The organism is Acinetobacter sp. TY2, assembly GCF_046269225.1.
Taxonomy (GTDB): Bacteria; Pseudomonadota; Gammaproteobacteria; order Pseudomonadales; family Moraxellaceae; genus Acinetobacter.
The window spans coordinates 18130-33342 of record NZ_JBJZOR010000032.1 but is presented as its reverse complement, the minus strand read 5'-3'; the positions used below and the strand labels follow the sequence as shown (position 1 = coordinate 33342).

General features: G+C 37.0%; 19 protein-coding genes. 11 read left to right on the top strand and 8 right to left on the bottom strand.

Annotated features, from left to right (window positions below; genetic code table 11):
- Nucleotides 1-1291: YadA-like family protein (locus tag ACK1JC_RS15400; RefSeq protein ID WP_409512753.1), on the top strand; the 1291-nt coding region annotated here is incomplete at its 5' end.
- A gap of 84 nt (nt 1292-1375) precedes the next feature.
- Here ACK1JC_RS15400 and ACK1JC_RS15395 read toward each other — a convergent pair.
- On the bottom strand, nt 1376-2830 hold the full coding sequence (locus ACK1JC_RS15395; protein WP_409512752.1) for a SulP family inorganic anion transporter: 1455 nt from the start codon (nt 2828-2830) through the stop codon (nt 1376-1378).
- A 217-nt stretch (nt 2831-3047) separates the two neighbouring features.
- Here ACK1JC_RS15395 and ACK1JC_RS15390 point away from each other — a divergent pair, with 217 nt between their 5' ends.
- The 3 genes from ACK1JC_RS15390 (at nt 3048) to ACK1JC_RS15380 (ending at nt 4797) form a co-directional block, all read left to right on the top strand.
- Nucleotides 3048-3659 carry a glutathione binding-like protein gene (locus ACK1JC_RS15390; RefSeq protein WP_409512751.1) on the top strand — a complete coding sequence of 204 codons (612 nt, stop codon included), beginning with the start codon at nt 3048-3050 and terminating at the stop codon, nt 3657-3659.
- A 223-nt stretch (nt 3660-3882) separates the two neighbouring features.
- Nucleotides 3883-4464, top strand: coding sequence for an NAD(P)H-dependent oxidoreductase (locus ACK1JC_RS15385; protein ID WP_409512750.1), 582 nt, complete (start codon nt 3883-3885; stop codon nt 4462-4464).
- Between the two features lie 12 nt (nt 4465-4476).
- Nucleotides 4477-4797: a putative quinol monooxygenase gene (locus ACK1JC_RS15380; RefSeq protein WP_409512749.1), complete on the top strand. Its 321-nt coding sequence runs from the start codon at nt 4477-4479 to the stop codon at nt 4795-4797.
- 107 nt (nt 4798-4904) lie between these two features.
- Here the strand turns inward: ACK1JC_RS15380 and ACK1JC_RS15375 are convergent, their stop codons facing one another.
- From ACK1JC_RS15375 to ACK1JC_RS15350, 6 genes are all read right to left on the bottom strand, one after another.
- Nucleotides 4905-5582 (bottom strand): hypothetical protein, encoded by a 678-nt coding sequence (locus tag ACK1JC_RS15375; protein WP_409512748.1) that lies wholly within the window; start codon nt 5580-5582, stop codon nt 4905-4907.
- 102 nt (nt 5583-5684) lie between these two features.
- Nucleotides 5685-6497 carry a thiazole synthase gene (locus tag ACK1JC_RS15370; RefSeq protein WP_409512747.1) on the bottom strand — a complete coding sequence of 271 codons (813 nt, stop codon included), beginning with the start codon at nt 6495-6497 and terminating at the stop codon, nt 5685-5687.
- Nucleotides 6498-6510: 13 nt separating this feature from the next.
- Nucleotides 6511-6708, bottom strand: a complete 198-nt coding sequence (gene thiS / locus ACK1JC_RS15365; RefSeq protein ID WP_409512746.1) for a sulfur carrier protein ThiS — start codon at nt 6706-6708, stop codon at nt 6511-6513.
- Nucleotides 6709-6771: 63 nt separating this feature from the next.
- Nucleotides 6772-7137 (bottom strand): DUF423 domain-containing protein, encoded by a 366-nt coding sequence (locus ACK1JC_RS15360; protein ID WP_409512745.1) that lies wholly within the window; start codon nt 7135-7137, stop codon nt 6772-6774.
- 161 nt (nt 7138-7298) lie between these two features.
- Nucleotides 7299-8168 carry an RNA polymerase sigma factor RpoH gene (gene rpoH / locus ACK1JC_RS15355; protein WP_409512744.1) on the bottom strand — a complete coding sequence of 290 codons (870 nt, stop codon included), beginning with the start codon at nt 8166-8168 and terminating at the stop codon, nt 7299-7301.
- Nucleotides 8169-8316: 148 nt separating this feature from the next.
- A complete protein-coding gene (locus ACK1JC_RS15350) occupies nt 8317-8565 on the bottom strand; it encodes a sulfurtransferase TusA family protein (RefSeq protein WP_409512743.1) in 249 nt (82 codons plus the stop codon).
- A 393-nt stretch (nt 8566-8958) separates the two neighbouring features.
- Between ACK1JC_RS15350 and ACK1JC_RS15345 the strand changes: the two genes are divergently transcribed.
- Entirely contained in the window at nt 8959-9171 is a 213-nt protein-coding gene (locus ACK1JC_RS15345) for a cold-shock protein (RefSeq protein ID WP_409512742.1), read from the top strand.
- 104 nt (nt 9172-9275) lie between these two features.
- Nucleotides 9276-10427, top strand: coding sequence for an ATP-dependent RNA helicase RhlB (gene rhlB, locus ACK1JC_RS15340; RefSeq protein WP_409512741.1), 1152 nt, complete (start codon nt 9276-9278; stop codon nt 10425-10427).
- Between the two features lie 102 nt (nt 10428-10529).
- Here the strand turns inward: rhlB and ACK1JC_RS15335 are convergent, their stop codons facing one another.
- Entirely contained in the window at nt 10530-10910 is a 381-nt protein-coding gene (locus ACK1JC_RS15335) for a hypothetical protein (RefSeq protein WP_409512740.1), read from the bottom strand.
- Between the two features lie 211 nt (nt 10911-11121).
- On the opposite strand from ACK1JC_RS15335, the gene ACK1JC_RS15330 reads away from it, so the two are divergent.
- The 5 genes from ACK1JC_RS15330 (at nt 11122) to gspM (ending at nt 15151) form a co-directional block, all read left to right on the top strand.
- Entirely contained in the window at nt 11122-11697 is a 576-nt protein-coding gene (locus tag ACK1JC_RS15330) for a nitroreductase family protein (RefSeq protein ID WP_409512739.1), read from the top strand.
- A gap of 112 nt (nt 11698-11809) precedes the next feature.
- A complete protein-coding gene (locus tag ACK1JC_RS15325; RefSeq protein WP_409512738.1) occupies nt 11810-12883 on the top strand; it encodes an NAD(P)H-dependent glycerol-3-phosphate dehydrogenase in 1074 nt (357 codons plus the stop codon).
- A 144-nt stretch (nt 12884-13027) separates the two neighbouring features.
- On the top strand, nt 13028-13489 hold the full coding sequence (locus ACK1JC_RS15320; protein WP_409512737.1) for a SixA phosphatase family protein: 462 nt from the start codon (nt 13028-13030) through the stop codon (nt 13487-13489).
- Nucleotides 13490-13529: 40 nt separating this feature from the next.
- Nucleotides 13530-14672: a type II secretion system protein GspL gene (gene gspL, locus ACK1JC_RS15315; protein ID WP_409512736.1), complete on the top strand. Its 1143-nt coding sequence runs from the start codon at nt 13530-13532 to the stop codon at nt 14670-14672.
- Nucleotides 14672-15151, top strand: coding sequence for a type II secretion system protein GspM (gene gspM / locus ACK1JC_RS15310; protein WP_409512735.1), 480 nt, complete (start codon nt 14672-14674; stop codon nt 15149-15151). Before gspL ends, gspM begins: the two co-directional genes overlap by 1 nt.
- The last annotated feature ends 62 nt before the right edge of the window (nt 15152-15213 follow it).

The following is a 15213-nucleotide window of genomic DNA, read 5'->3' as shown; positions in this document are numbered from 1 at the left end:
TACGAAAATTACCAATTTACAAAATGGTGATATTTCAACAGTAAGCTCAAAAGATGCGGTAACAGGCGGACAGTTATTTACAACGAATCAGAATGTTGCAATGTTATCTACACAAGCAACGGCAGGAGCACAGCAAATAACATCTATTTTAGGTGGTGGGGCAACTTATAGCCGTGGCGTATTTACTTTACCTACGTTCTCAATTCAAGGGAAAAGCTATTCAAATATTGGAGATACATTTGGTGCTGTGAATACTGAAATCAGTACCTTAAAAACCTCAGTAACAAATTTAAAAGCGTATGTAGATCAGCAAAATAGTGGAAGTGAGAGCAATCTTAAAAGCTATATTGATCAACAAGATGCTAAAAATATAACAGATGCTAAAAGCTATACAGATCAACTAGCTTCTAATACTTTGAGTAGTGCAAATACGTATACAGACCAACAGGATTCAGCAACACTCAATAGTGCAAATACGTATACCGATCAGCAAACATCAGCAGTATTAAAAGATGCAAATGCTTATACTGATCGTAAAGTTCTAGGTATAAATACAGGTACTGGAAACACGAGCGGTACGGGGATTAATTCTACAGCAATTGGTCCAAATACTGTTGTGTCAGGGAATAACTCTACTGCAGTTGGTGTAGGGAACAATGTTTCTGGAAATAATTCAGGTGCATTTGGTGATCCTAATATTGTGACTGCAAATGGTAGTTATGTCGTAGGTAATGATAATACTGTGAGTGGTGACAATACATTTGTACTTGGAAATAATGTCAATACCTCGGCAAAAAATTCAGTGGTATTGGGTAATGATTCGACATCTACACGTGATAATACGGTTTCGGTAGGCTCAAGTGGAAATGAACGTCAAATCACCAATGTTGCAGATGCAACTGAAAAGACTGATGCGGTGAATTTACGTCAAATGCAAGCAGCCAATACTGAAACATTAAAATCTTCGAAGGAGTATACGGATACTCGTGTGAGTACTTTAGAAAGTAGCTTCTCCGATTTTAGTTATCAGACGGATCGCCGTTTTAAAGAGGTGGATAAGCGATTTGATCGTCAAGGTGCGATGTCAGCAGCAATGATGAACATGGCAACGAGTACTGCTGGCTTGAAAGGATTGAATCGAGTCGGTGTAGCTGCAGGTTTCCAAGGCGATGAAAAAGCTGTTGCTATAGGTTATCAACGTATTGTCAGTGAAAATGTAAGCTTAAGTGTTGGTGGTGCGTTTACTGATGAAGATGGTTCAGGTGGTGCAGGTGTAGGCTTTAGTTGGTAAGCTTTAATTTGATTTGATATAAAAAGGCGATTGATATTTGATCGCCTTTTTGTTTTTTACTTCAAAGTATTAAATTTTTTGGTTTTATTCTGCTTTAGGATGAAGCCGATCAATTAATGTGTGGCTTGCTGTATTGAGCCCTAATATCTCAACATGAGTACCACATGACTCAAATTTATTTTTAACCGAATTTAACATTGAGACAGACGTAAGATCCCAAATATGTGCATGGTTCAGATCAATCACTACATTCTGGATATGCTCTTTAAAATCAAAGAATTGATAGAATTTATCAGCACTGCTAAAGAAGATTTGCCCTGAAATTGTATACTTTCGTGTTGTATTATTGAGTAATTCAGATTGAACCCTCACTTCATTTTCAAGTTTATTAATGAAGAATAAAGCTGACAATAAAACCCCTGAAAGTACACCAAGTGCGAGATTGTGTGTTGCTAAAACAATGACCACAACCAAAATCATGACTGTATTACTTTGCATTGGATGTTTAGAAAAGTTTTTGACAGAATCCCAATTAAATGTTGTAAATGCGACCATTATCATAATGGCAACGAGAGCAGCCATAGGAATGTAAGATAACCAATCTTTAAAAAATACCACTAAGCAAAGCAAAAATACACCAGCAACGAGCGTTGAAAGGCGAGTGCGAGCGCCTGAAGAAACGTTGATAATTGATTGTCCAATCATGGCACAGCCTGCCATTCCTCCCATAAAGCCACTCACTATATTGGCAATGCCTTGCCCACGACATTCTTTATGTCGGTCTCCTTCAGTTTGAGTCACTTCATTGACAATTGTTGTCGTCATCATGGTTTCAAGTAAACCCACTGTTGCTAATGTTATGGCATAAGGAAAAATGATTTTCAATGTTTCTAAATTGAATGGGATTTCAGGAACTAAAAAAACGGGTAAAGTATCGGGAAATGTTCCTAAATCGCTGACAGTGCGCATGTCTGCATTGAATAACATGGCAACGAGGCTGAGTAAAACAATACAAATTAAAGGTGAGGGAATACGTTTTCCAATTTTAGGAAGATGTGGAAATAAGTAAACAATGCACAAACCTAATGCGACAAAAATATAACCTGTGATATCCATCCGCGATAATTCAGGGATTTGTGCGATAAGAATCAAGATTGCCAAAGCATTGACAAAGCCATACACCACAGATTGTGAAACAAAGCGCATTAACTTAGCGATTTTGAAATAGCCAGCAACGATTTGAATTATTCCAGTGAGAATGGTTGTTGCAAATAAATACTGTAACCCATGGTCTTTGACTAAAGTAACCATGAGCAATGCCATAGCACCCGTTGCTGCAGAAATCATGGCAGTACGACCGCCAAAGAATGCAATGGTTACAGCAATACAAAAAGATGCATATAAACCCACCTGAGGATCTACACCTGCAATTGCTGAAAATGCAATAGACTCGGGAATGAGAGCTAAACCAACCACTAAACCTGCTAATACATCGGTTCGGATGTTTGAAAACCATTCCTGTTTCTTCAGACTGATCACAATAAACCATTCAATTTTTAAAAAGATGCGTATGTTAATGCATCTTTTAACCAAAAAGCAGAACAGATTGACTTGAAAAAGAATTCATTTTAATGAATATTCAAAGAGTCGCTTATTTATTGTTTTACGCTTTCTTGTAGTTTGACATTTTGAAACTTGAAATTGGTCAATAAGCCATTTAACAGAATTAACTTATAACAAGCAATAAGGAATAGAGATGAAATTATATTATTCACCGGGCGCATGCTCTTTGGCGGCACATATTTTACTGAATGAAATTAATGTCGATTTTGATCTTGAACGTGTAGATCTCAAAACACATAAGACAGAAAAAGGCGCAGATTATTATGAGATCAATCCAAAAGGGTATGTACCTGCTTTAGAAATTAATCCGGGTTTGATTTTGACTGAAAATGTCGCAGTACTTCCTTTTATTGCTCAACATGATGCAGGGCAGGACTTAATCCCACCTTCGGGTTTAGGACGTGCAAAGGTTTTGGAATGGTTAGGTTATTTGAACTCAGAATTACATGATGAATATGCTGTATTTTTTGACCCTAAAATTACAGAAGATGAAAAAGTACGTGGCTATGCAACCATTGATAAAATGCTGAAATATATTGATGATTATTTAGCAAAATCAGACTATGACTATTTGGTGAATGATCGTTTTGGTCCTGCCGATGCATATTTATTTGTGCTAACCAATTGGTCGAAGGTCATTCATCATGATTTAACACCATTTACCAATATTGTGGCTTTGCGTAATAAAGTTGCAGAACGCCAGTCTGTACAAATTGCAATGCGTGATGAAGGTTTGATTGCTTAATTCATTTTTATGTTAAAAGCACCTTTGGGTGCTTTTTTTTTTGACTTAAATGATTGATGTGATTGGCTTCGAAAGAAATATGAAATAAATGATTTACTTTTCGATTGTGCTGTCTATTTTAATTGTTGAATTTTAATCAATAATATTTTGCAATTTTTAGCATTTTTCTCAATAATTTTTTGCATTATATTGCCTGAAAATTGAATAGATTGAAGGTAAAGTCATGAGCAATATTTTAATCATCAATGGAGCAAAACAGTTTGCACATTCCAATGGCGAATTAAATGATACGTTGACTGAATTAGCACATAATGTGCTTGTTGAGAACGGACATCACATTAAAATTACACGTACAGATAAAGACTATGATATTACAGAAGAAATTCAAAAGTATGTCTGGGCAGATGTCATTATTTATCAAATGCCAGGATGGTGGATGGGCTCACCATGGACAGTAAAAAAATATATTGATGATATTTTTACTGAAGGGCATGGTGTTTTATATGCCAGTGATGGTCGTAGCCGTTCAGATGCATCTAAAAAATATGGTTCAGGTGGATTAATACATGACAAAAAATATATGCTGTCATTGACGTGGAATGCACCGAAGGATGCTTTTACTGATCCATATCAATTTTTTAATGGTGTAGGTGTTGATGGTGTTTATTTACCCTTTCATAAAGCCAATCAGTTTTTAGGTATGCAGGGTTTACCGACATTTATTGTAAATGATGTGATTAAAGCACCCGATGTTGAGCTATATAAAACAGAATATCGTCAACATTTATTGGCATTATTTGGTTAGGATGATTGAATAATGCTTACAGTTATTGCTGAAATTTTGACAAATTCAGAGCATAGTTTACAGAGGGTTATAGGTTCATTTAAAGCCATTCAAAACACTGTTCTACAAGAAGTAGGCTGTCATGGTTATGATTTGTATATTGATAGCGTTGTAGATGCTGTTAGAGATAGTACTATACAACAAAAAGTACCTTATTCATTGGTGATGTATGAACAGTGGGAAACGATGCAACATCTTGAAGTACATATGCAAACTGCGCACATGAAAGCTCATTTTGATGCAGTGAAGGATTTGGTATTGGATGTTAAAATAAGAATATTGGAAAAGCAGTGAAATGATTGAACGCCAGTAAATACAACTTGATGAAGTATGTAACGGTAACTTTACTTCTTTTATGAATATTTGATTAAGCACCTTTGGGTGCTTTTTTATTTAATAATTTATTGAGTTGGATTGTCTTTTAAGATTCCATTGATGAAGTAATCTTCAGGCTTAAATTGAATAGACTGTAGAGTATAATACTTCAAATTTTCGAGGTGTTGCCAAGTGACTTTAGTTTGATCTTTAGAAGATTGAGGTTGCATAGAACTTTGAGTAATTTTTCTCTTATTAGTTATATAGTTGATACTAGTATTATGAACTTCTCCTGTGTTTTTTTGAGTGAAGTCATAGTCAAAGCCAATGAGTTTGAAGTCATTATTGATCCATTTAAAATGGTAAGTATTTGTAGAGCCATACCAGTTTGAACACGTAGACATTGAATTGAAAATGATACTTAATGCTTGTTTTCTAATTTTGATCGCTTGTTCTTGAAAGGCATCTGGTAGACAGTTTTCATGATCAGGGTATGTCCATTCGGGGAGTTTTTTGGTCAAGATCAGGTTATCGCTTTTATTTTGTTTGAATAGAATAAGAAGTTTACGATCAGATATTTTATAGTTTTTAGGTTGAATAATTATCGCAAGATCTGCTTTACCATCATTATTGAGATCACCAGTAGATTGTGAAAGGATTTCATAGTTTTGCGGAATGAATTTATGTAATGATGCAGGAGTATGTTCAGCTAAACATACTGACGAAAAGCTAATAAGAAACAGTATATAGGTTATTTTAATCATTGTAGATTTCAATTCTTTTTATTTAACTTTGATGAATTTAAAAGGATTCCGTAGAACCCTTTTATATGATGCTTATAGATGATCAATTGAATTGGATCAGTACTATTTAAAGAAATATCCTGTTTCAGGTGAGCTTGCATTCGCCATACGTTTACGTGGCATACGACCTGCCAAATAGGCTTCACGACCTGCTTCAACTGCTTTCTTCATTGCCGATGCCATCAAAATAGGATGTTGTGCGGCTGCAATTGCTGTGTTCATAAGGACACCATCACAACCCAGTTCCATTGCAATTGCAGCATCACTTGCTGTACCGACACCAGCATCAACTAAAACAGGGACTTTGGCATTTTCTTTTATGATGGAAATAGTATGTGGATTTAAAATCCCTAAACCTGAACCAATCAGACTACCTAAAGGCATAATCGCAACACAGCCCATACTTTCAAGTTCTTGAGCTACAATCGGATCATCTGATGTATAGACCATGATTTCAAAGCCATCATCAATGAGTGTACGTGCTGCTTTAAGCGTTTCGGTAATGTTTGGATATAGCGTTTTTTCATCACCTAAAACTTCAAGTTTCACCAAGTTATGACCATCTAAAAGTTCACGTGCGAGCATGCAAGTACGCACAGCGCTATTGGCATCGAAACAACCGGCTGTGTTAGGTAAAATGGTGTATTTTTCAGGTGGGATCACTGACAATAAGTTCGGTTGATCAGGATGTTGTCCAATATTGACGCGGCGAATCGCAACCGTAACAATCTCAGCTCCACTGGCTTGAATCGCAAGGTCAGTTTCTTGTAAATCTTGATACTTACCTGTACCCACAAGAAGGCGAGACTTAAAAGTACGAGAACCAATGATCAGAGGTGAATCTTGATAATTAAATGAATTTGGGAGGTCTTGCATGGTTTTCTCCATTTTAGCCGCCACCGACAGCTTGAATAATTTCAATTCGATCTTGTGCAGAAATCACTGTATATTCAAGTTTACTTTTGGAAATGATCAATTCATTCATTTCGACGGCATAACGTTTACCTTCGAGAGAAAGTTCTTGAATGAGTTGCAGTAGATTTTGGCAAGACGTTTCTTGTGGCTTACCATTTAAGAAAATTTGCATAACTGTTCCATTTAATAGCGTCCATACGTGTGCAAATTGAAGATGAGTGTTCAATACATCCAATTATTTTAAGTGTTTAAAGGCATTCCATGCGAGAACGAGCCAACCCAAAATCATCAATGCACCGCCAATTGGAGTAATTGCACCCAATATACGAGGTAAATCAAGTGCCATGATATACAGTGAGCCACAGAACAAGAAAATACCGATTTGAATCAATAAAAAGCTTGTTTTTATTGGAAGTTGCGGAATGACTTTACTGATGATGCCTAAGACAAGTAAGCCAAGTGCATGATAGAAAAAATAGTCGGTTGCGGTATGCCACCAAGTGAGTTGCTCAGGAGAGGCAATTTTTTTTAATCCATGTGCGCCAAAAGCACCCAAGACTACCGCTAAAGCGAGGTTTAGTGCAGAGATTCCGATCCACATAAACGTGATTCATCTGAATAAAATTTCGCATAACATTAACATAAAATTGAGCTGTCATCATGGTAAAATTGCTTAAATAATTGATAAAGTAAAAGAGCCATATAGGCTCTTTTACAGATTTCTAACCAAGTGATTTACTCACTAGAAATGGGATGGATGACTTAGTTGGACGACATCGCTACTTTAATTTTATCCATCGCATTTTTTTCTAACTGACGAATACGTTCCGCGGACACGTTATATTCAGCGGCCAATTCATGTAAGGTCGATTTATCATCATCTAACCAACGACGCTGTAAAATATTGCGTGAACGATCATCAAGTTGTTCCATTGCGCTGTGCAAGGCGTTATTACTTTGTTCTTCATAATCTTCTTCTTCAACCAAACGAGCAGGGTCGTAACGATTATCTTCGAGATATAAAGAAGGAGCAACATAGGTGGAATTATCATCGTCATCTTCGCCTTGTGCTTCAAAAGCAGCATCATAAGCAGTTAAACGACCTTCCATTTCGAGCACTTGTTCAGGCGTTACATTTAAATCATTAGCAATTGATTTAGCTTCTTCAAGGGTGAGTTTTTTGCTTGATTTTTTAAGACTACGGAGGTTAAAAAATAGTTTACGTTGTGCTTTAGTGGTCGCAATTTTGACAATCCGCCAGTTACGAATCACGTATTCATGAATTTCAGCTTTAATCCAATGTACTGCAAAAGACACCAAACGGACACCCATCGTTGGGTCAAAACGTTTTACTGCTTTCATTAAGCCTAAGTTGCCTTCTTGGATTAAATCACCTTGTGGAAGTCCATAGCCCGCATAACTACGAGCAATATGCACAACAAAACGCAGGTGAGACATTACCAACATTTTTGCGGCATCCAAGTCTTGATCGTAAAAATAACGATCTGCAAGCTCTTTTTCTTGTTCAGCGGTCAGAATTGGAATTTGATTGACCGTGCTGATATAAGCCCCGAGGTTAACACCTGGGGCAGATAAGGACAGGGGCATCAATTGATTGCTGCTGTCGCTCATGAGTACTCCTTAATCGGATCAAATTTTTTAACAATGGTCTTCATCTTAATGCCAAAAACATGCAGAATTAAGAGGAAATAGTGTAAAAATGTAAATTTTTATGCAAAGGTAACTGCTTGTGTTGCATTTATATACAAATTGAAAATAACTAAGATTCAATTAAGTAATGAAATTCAGAGTCGGAAAGCTTAAACATTTGCATATTCAATGCATGCAATTGGCAATAGCGACTGATATCAATTTCACTGTGTGGATCGGAAGATTTGACGAGAATGATTTGCTTTGATGACACTTTTTTCAATTGTTTTTTTAACAATAAAAGTGGCATAGGACAAGGCTTTCCTATTGCATCGACTTCATAATCAGGGTGTTTTGTATCAATGGTTAGATGAGTCATTTGGGCTTAAATTTAAAACTATTTTATGGTGTGGAATTATAGCAAAGCAGATGTCATTGCTAAACTTAAAAATATGTAAAAGTTGTAAATTTACTTTTTAAATCATGCATAAAAATAGAGCGAAAAAAATTAACATTCGATATTTGGAAATAATTATCTAAAAAAAATCTATTAATTGTAATAAACCCATGATAAGCTCGTTTTGTGTTTAGGTAATAGAGCAATTAATTTGTTGTTTTAAAACCTAAATTCTGAATGGATGTAACCGGGATTTGGTAAATAGTTTTACAGAATGATTACAAGCTTTGAAATACAAAAATATTTTGAAACTTTGTTTGCTCTGCTGTTTGCAACACCGGGTGGTCCTTTTTCATCACTACAGAGGATTAACTTATGACAGCTCGCGAACAAGGCGTTGTTAAATGGTTCAACGACACTAAAGGTTTCGGCTTTATTCAACGTCAAGGTGGCGACGATGTATTCGTTCACTTCCGTGCTATCCAAGGTGACGGTCACCGTTCACTTCGTGACGGCCAACGCGTTGAATTCAGCGTAGTACAAGGTCAAAAAGGTTTTCAGGCTGAAGAAGTACAGCCTTTAGACTAATATTTGGTTCTCGAACTGAATATAAAAAAAGCCTCAATATCATGTTGAGGCTTTTTTGTTTATAATACCCTTCGAATTTACTCCACTACAGTTAGAGCAGCTCTATGGCATCTAGTTTTAAAACCCTAAATTTACATCCGCAACTCAGTCAAGCGATTGATGCTCTAGGGTTTAAAGAAATGACTCCCATTCAGCAAAAAGTATTGAAATATACATTGGGTGGTCATGATGCAATTGGTCGTGCACAAACAGGTACAGGAAAGACAGCAGCATTTTTAATTAGTATTATTAATGATTTACTCAATAATCCAATTAAAGAGCAACGTTTTCGTGGTGAGCCACGTGCTTTAATTTTGGCACCGACGCGTGAACTTGCAATGCAAATTGAAAGTGATGCTCGTGATTTGGTGAAATTTAGTTCTTTAAATGTGCAAGCATTGGTCGGTGGTGTTGATTTTGATAAGCAAAAAAAGCCACTGAGTCAGAATTTTGTCGATATTATGGTGGCAACACCAGGCCGCTTAATCGATTTTATTGAACAAAAAGAAGTGTGGTTAGATCAAATTGAATTTTTAGTCATTGATGAAGCAGATCGCTTACTTGATATGGGATTTATTCCATCGGTTAAGCGTATTGTTCGTTATTCACCACGCAAAGAGCAACGACAGACTTTATTGTTTTCGGCAACGTTTAGTTATGATGTTTTAAACTTAGCAAGACAGTGGTTGTGTGAGCCTGTGACAGTTGAAATTGAACCAGAAAAGAAAACCAATGCTGATGTTGAACAGCGTGTGTATGTGGTTGAGCGCAAAGATAAGTATAAGTTATTACAAGATATTTTACGTGATGAGCCAATTGAAAAAGTAATGATTTTTGCTAATCGTCGTGATCAAGTGCGTAAGTTGTATGATCATTTGAAAAAAGATGGTTATAAAGTAGTGATGTTGTCAGGTGAAATTGCACAAGATAAACGCTTGAAAATGCTCGATCAGTTTAAGAATGGTCAACATAATATTATGATTGCAACGGATGTTGCAGGTCGTGGTATTCATGTCGACGGTGTGTCGCATGTCGTGAACTTTACTTTGCCTGAGCAATCAGATGATTATGTACATCGTATTGGTCGTACAGGGCGCGCGGGTACGCAGGGTGTGAGTATTAGTTTCTTGTCTGAAGATGATGCATTTTATTTGCCTGAAATTGAAAAAGCGATTGGTCAAAAGTTACCATTGACACGTTTGGAAGGCTATTGCTAATTTATTTTAATTATATTTTTAATAAGATGCTGTATAAAAAAACCTCTCATTTTGAGAGGTTTTCTACATTTATAAACAAAGATTTGATTTTTAACTAATAAATTAATTCGCTTTGCAGCTAAAAGTTAGCGTAGTTTGATAATCTGTATCTTTCTCAATGTTAGTGTTTGTACCCAATACTGAGCCAAGTACGCCCGCAGCAGCAGTAATCATTTTCCCTGTTTCTTCATCAAAGACACCTTTTAATGCACCGTTGTATTCAGTTTTTTCATTGGAAACAACAGGAGTTGCTTTCTTACCGCATGTTGCATTTGCTGCAGAGATGGCATTATTTTTTGCAATAATCTGACTTTTACCAAGTCCTGTGACTTCATATTGATTGTCTGCTTTTTGAATCGCTAATGATTGGGTTGGTGAGGATGCGCAAGCTGATAATGCAGCAACAACAGCAACGCCTAACGGTATAGTTATGTATTTTTTCATCATCTTATTGCTACTCATGTATTGAAATTGAATCTATCTAAGCACAGCATCATGCATAAAGAACAGTATGGATGTATTAAATTTGAAGTTTTCTATGGTTTTACTGTGAAAACAAGGTAATGCCATCATTTTTCCACAGGTAGAACGTAGCTTAGTTTTTTATGAATATGCTACTCTTGTGCATCAGTTTAAATTGACAGTGTATAGGGTAATGGTGGATTCAAAATTACAAATTGTTCATGACAATATGCATCAACGTCAGTCTATTGGGCATCTTATTGAGCCTGCGCCAAATAAAGCACAACTTACACAAGCATTTCAGGCTGCACTGACTGCACCTGATCATCATCGTTTAAAGCCTACACATTTTATTCAGATTGAGACAGAACAGCGAGAAGCTTTTGGTCTGTTGTTGGCAGATGCTGTTGCTGATTTAGGTGAAACTGATCCTGTTCAAGTTGAACGTGTTAAGAGTCATCCATTTCGTGCGCCATTATTGGTACTTGCAGTCACTCGCTTTCAGGATCATCCCAAAGTTCCTTTTTTTGAGCAGACTTTGAGTACGGGTGCCGCTGTGCAGAATTTTTTATTGTCATTACAAGCACAAGGTTTTTCAAGTATTTGGCGTAGTGGGGCCGTGGTAGAGTCGGCTTTATTGAAACGTCAATTGGGTTTGAATGATCGAGATTTAATATCGGGAATTATTTATATTGGAACTGCTGTTAAAGCGATTCCATCTCGTGTTGATGTGGATAGTGCTGAATTTGTGACGACATGGCAGCCATAAGCTAAATTTTAGATGTATTGAAATAATATAAAACAAAATGTAGATGTCATTTGGTTTTATTTGAGGTTGGAGGTTGTAAGTCCTCCAACACAGATTGATTGGGATAATAACAATGTCGGAATTACAATTTAAAGATTTGGTCAGCCCTGTTGCGGTCAATCAGAAAACAGCATTAAGAGTAACTGTGCTTGGTGGTGGTAGCTTTGGTACAGCTATGGCAAATACTGCAGTGCGTAATGGTTGCGATACCATGATTTGGATTCGTGACGAAACTATTGCGACTGAAATTAATGCAACGCATATCAATCAGCGTTATTTGCCTGGTTTTCAGTTGGAAGAAGGCTTGCGTGCAGAGTCCAATCTTGAAAAAGCAGTGTCAAATCGTGACATTATTTTAGTCGCGATACCGAGTCATTCATTTCGAGATGTTTTACGTCAAATTAAACCCTTTATTACGTCACAAGCGGTGGTGTCATTGACTAAAGGTGTAGAGGCGAAAACCTTTAGCTTTATGAGTGATATTATTCAGCAAGAACTTCCTGAAGTGCCTTTTGGTGTGTTATCAGGTCCAAATTTGGCAAAAGAAATTGTTGCGGGTCAGCCAGCAGGAACAGTAATTGCAAGTGATTCTGAGTTGGTGCGCTATGCGGTACAACAGGCATTACACAGTGCATTATTTCGTGTGTTTGGTAGTGATGATGTGCACGGTGTTGAATTGGGTGGTGCGCTGAAAAATATTTATGCAGTTGCTATGGGAATGGCGGTCGCGCATAAAGTCGGTGAAAATACTAAAAGTATGATTTTGACCCGTGCCTTGGCTGAAATGAGTCGTTTTGCAGTGAAATTAGGTGCAAATCCTCTGACTTTCTTGGGGCTATCTGGTGTTGGTGATTTATTTGCAACGTGTAATAGTCCACTTAGTCGTAATTATCAAGTGGGTTTTGCCCTCGGTTCGGGTAAAACGCTAGAGCAAGCGACACAAGAATTGGGGCAAACGGCAGAGGGGATTAATACTATTGTGCAGGTTCATGCCCGTGCAAAAGAATTAGATGTCTATATGCCGATTACTATGGCGCTGTATGAAGTGATTTTTGAGGGTGCACCACCATTGAATATTGCGGTTTCATTGATGAAAAATGGACATCGTAGTGATGTTGAATTTGTATTGCCACATCATCAAGTTTAAATAGAATTGAGTGTAAAATAGATTGGTTTAAAATGAAGTCTATTTGACCTATAGATAGGCTTAAATTTTAACGAAACTTGAAAATAAAATTGAGAGTTGGTTTTCTAAATCAAAAAATAGCGTTAGAAGTTAAGGAAAATAATTATGCAACTGACTTTGGTTCGTCATGGAGAGGCATCACCTGCGCTCGATGGTAATGATGATAAACGCCCATTGACTGTACGCGGTCAACTTCAAGCGGTTGAAACAGCTCGTTTTGTACAACAGCAGGTACAACCTGATGTATTTGTAGTGAGTCCATTGTTACGTGCACAGCAAACGCTTGCAGGAATCCAACAAAATTTTAAAGATTTAGATATTCCTGTGCTGATTTGCGATAAAATCAAACCTGAAGATGATGCAAAGTTTGCCATTGATTGGTTATCTCAGTTGCCTTATGAGCGTATTGTAGTGGTGTGCCACATGAATGTTATTGCTCATATTGCAGAACAACTCACAGGTGAGTATTTTAATCCTTTTGCACTCGCTGAAGCTCGTATTTACGAGCAAGCTGTGATTGCAAATGGTTTGTCGACGCAAAAAAAAGCATTTGTACCTGCGGTATAAACAGATTTAAATATAATGAATGACAGGGCAGAATAAATAGATGTTGCATATATGGATGCCTGAATCTAACGGGGAATGGCAATGGTCGAATGGTGGTCATTGGCAAAAGGCAGAAAGCCTTGAGCAATTAATTCAAGACATTAAACTTGAGAAAACTGATGATGCTGTGGTGTATTTCCCAAGTCGTGAAGTACAAATTGTTCAGCAACAATTAAGCAAAGCACAATATAAACAATTGGCTTCCGAAGGAATTAAATATTTGCTCGAAGAATATGTAATTATTCCTGTGGAGCAGATGAAAGTTTTTTCGCATTTTGAGCAACCTGATCAAGTTTCAATTTTAGGTATTGCTAATAATGCAGTGATCACAATGCAACACGCATTGACATTGTTACCAGTTAAAGTTGTAGCTTTGTTGCCTGATTTTCTCATGTTACCCATTCCTGAAAAAAACCAAATTGTACTTGCCAATATCAATGGGCATTTATTGGTGCGTGAAAATGAATTTTTAGGAAATTCGATTGATGATTTAGCTTTGTATTTAGATTATGCACCGAAAGATCGGCAGTATATGTACAGTGGTTTGAGTGATGCACAAGTGGAAAGCTTATTTGCCATTGCGCCATCAGATCAAAGAGAAAGCTTTGTTTATGAATTAACTGAGATTAAAAAGCCAAAGCAGCATCCTTACAATGTATTACCGAAAGCAAAAACAGAAAGTAGTGGTGTTACGGGCTATTGGAAGGCTTGTGCAGTACTTGTGGTTGCTTTGATTGTGGTGCAATTGAGCTACGATACATTGCGTTGGATGAAACTGAAAAAAATAGCGGATCAAACCGCTATGCTTGCAGTTGAGCAGTATCAATCTTGGTTTGGGCGTACAGAGCGCACAACTGAGCAGAATGTTCGAAGTAATTTTCAAAGTCGTCTAAATAAGAGCCAAACAGGAGATACTCAAGCTTTACAATTGTTGAGTCGTGTAGGTCCAATTTTGATGCAACATCAGATTATTGCCAATCAAGTCAATTATGAAGCATCGATGTTAAATATGGATTTAGTCGCAAAGTCTTCAGATAGTTTGCAGACTTTAGTTCAGCAGTTAAATCAACAAGGTTTTAAAGCGGAATTAGGTAACGTACAAACTCAGGGTACAACAGTGATCGGATTGGTGAAAATACAATAATGAAAGCATTAGAGCTTGTGCAAAATAAATTAGATGTTCTGTTTGAGCGATTGACTGAGAACCTTGAGCGGATGTCACCTCGTGAGCGCGTAATGGTAGTTTTTACCACGCTATTTGTTTTGGTTGCTGGTGTCGGTTCTGCGCTATTTTATACGCATAAAGCGGCAGAAAATCAGCAAAAACGCTTGAATGAAATCAAAGAAAGTATTGTGTGGATGCAAAGTAATGTTGTTACGATTCAGCCCTCTGATGATTTGGTGATGACGTCTGCGGAAAAAATCCAACAAATTGCACAACAGCAAGGCATTGCAATCACCTCTCAGCAAATGGGTGAGCAAATACAACTCAGTGCTCAGCATGAAAATTATGCCATTTTGGCTAATCTACTGACTCAACTTGCACAAGCGGGTTTGAGTATTGAAAAAATGCAGCTTTCTAAGGCAGATGGGCAGATTAAATTAACAGCGACTATACAGTAAGCATTGAAAATAAACGCCTATCGGGCATAGCCTTTTTAGCATTGTGTGCCTATAATACGGCA